General features: G+C 67.9%; 1 protein-coding gene. It reads right to left on the minus strand.

The genetic code is table 11. From position 1 onward, the window contains the following. Positions 1 to 103 precede the first annotated feature (103 nt). A complete protein-coding gene (locus ACIP5W_RS35725) occupies positions 104 to 1,375 on the minus strand; it encodes an IS701 family transposase (protein ID WP_401482253.1) in 1,272 nt (423 codons plus the stop codon). Between the last annotated feature and the right edge of the window lie 56 nt (positions 1,376 to 1,431).

Genomic DNA, 1,431 nt, shown 5'->3' on the forward strand with positions numbered 1-1,431 from the left:
CTAGTAGGACTCCGTTAGGTTGCTCTGGCTCTGAGGTTCTGGCTGGTGGTGGATGTTCTGGGCAGGGGGCGGTGGCAGGTGGTGCAGGTGCCGGCCCAGCAGTTCAGCAGGTCCTGGAGAGCGTCGAGGGTCTGGTAGAGGGTGAGTCCGCTGTATCGGCTTTTGGGGACAGGCGCTGTTCGGTGAGGAATGCGTGGGCGGCGGTGACCAGGGTGACGTGGTGATGCCAGCCGGTCCAGGAACGTCCCTCGAAGTGGTCCAGGCCGAGGCCGTGCTTGAGTTCGCGGTAGTCGTGCTCGATGCGCCAGCGGATCTTGGCCAGGCGGACCAGTTCGGCGACCGGGGTGTCTGCGGGCAGGTTGGACAGCCAGTAGCCGGTGGGCTCCTCGGCGCCGTCGGGCCATTCGACCAGCAGTGTGACCTCGGGCAGGACACCGTCCCAGCTGTCTGGGTCGGGGGCGGCGGCCTGGGCCAGGCGGCGGGATTTGATCCCGGCCGGCCGCACCCGCAGTGCCAGGAAGTACGAGCGCATCGGTCCGCGCGAGCCTTCCCGCCAGGTCACCCCGGTGAACGCCTGCCTGTGGCCGGCCGCGAGTGCGGCCACCGGGGCCGGCCTGTCACGGTAGCGGGGCTGGGGTTTGCGGCCGTTGCCGGACCAGGCGGGGGCCGTGGGCATCACATCATGCGGGTGGACGGTGACATCCGAGCGGATCGCCACCACATAATCGATGCTGCGATGCTCCAGTCCGTCACGGAAGTCGGCGTTCTGTCCGTAGCCGGCGTCGGCCACCAGCACCGGCGGCACCAGATTCCATCCGGCCAGTTCATCAATGGTGTCCAGGGCCAGGCGCCACTTCTCCCGGTGCCCGATCTCGTCGGGGATCCCGGTCTTGCGCCGGCGGACCGGATCGTCCGCCCACTCCTGGGGCATGAACAGCCGCCACTGCAGCGGACAGGACGCGGTGTCGGAGACCGCGTGCACGCTCACCGCGACCTGGCAGTTGGCCTGCTTGCCCAGGGCTCCGCAGTACTGATGCGCGACCGCCACCGACATCCGGCCGTCCTTGGGGAACGACACGTCATCGACTGCCCAGGCATCCGGGCCGACCTGGGGCACCATCCGCTGCGCGATCCGCCGTCTCACCGGCACCGGATCCCAGGTCGACTGGTTCACGAACTGCTGCAGGTTCTGCTCGTTGCCGTCCGGCAGCCGCTCCGCCATCGGCTGGATCGACTTGCGCCGTCCGTCCAGCATCAGCCCCCGCAGATAGCAGTCGCCCTTGGCCCGCTGATCCTTGCGCGGCACCGAGGCGAACACATCAGCGACGAACAGCGCTAACTTCACCCGAGCACGGTTTACTTCATGTGCATCCACACCTTCAGCGTTCCCCCAGACAGGACCGACAGGCAGACGTAACGGAGTCCTACTAG

The sequence above is a fragment of the Streptomyces sp. NPDC088766 genome (assembly GCF_044750845.1).
Taxonomy (GTDB): Bacteria; Actinomycetota; Actinomycetes; order Streptomycetales; family Streptomycetaceae; genus Streptomyces.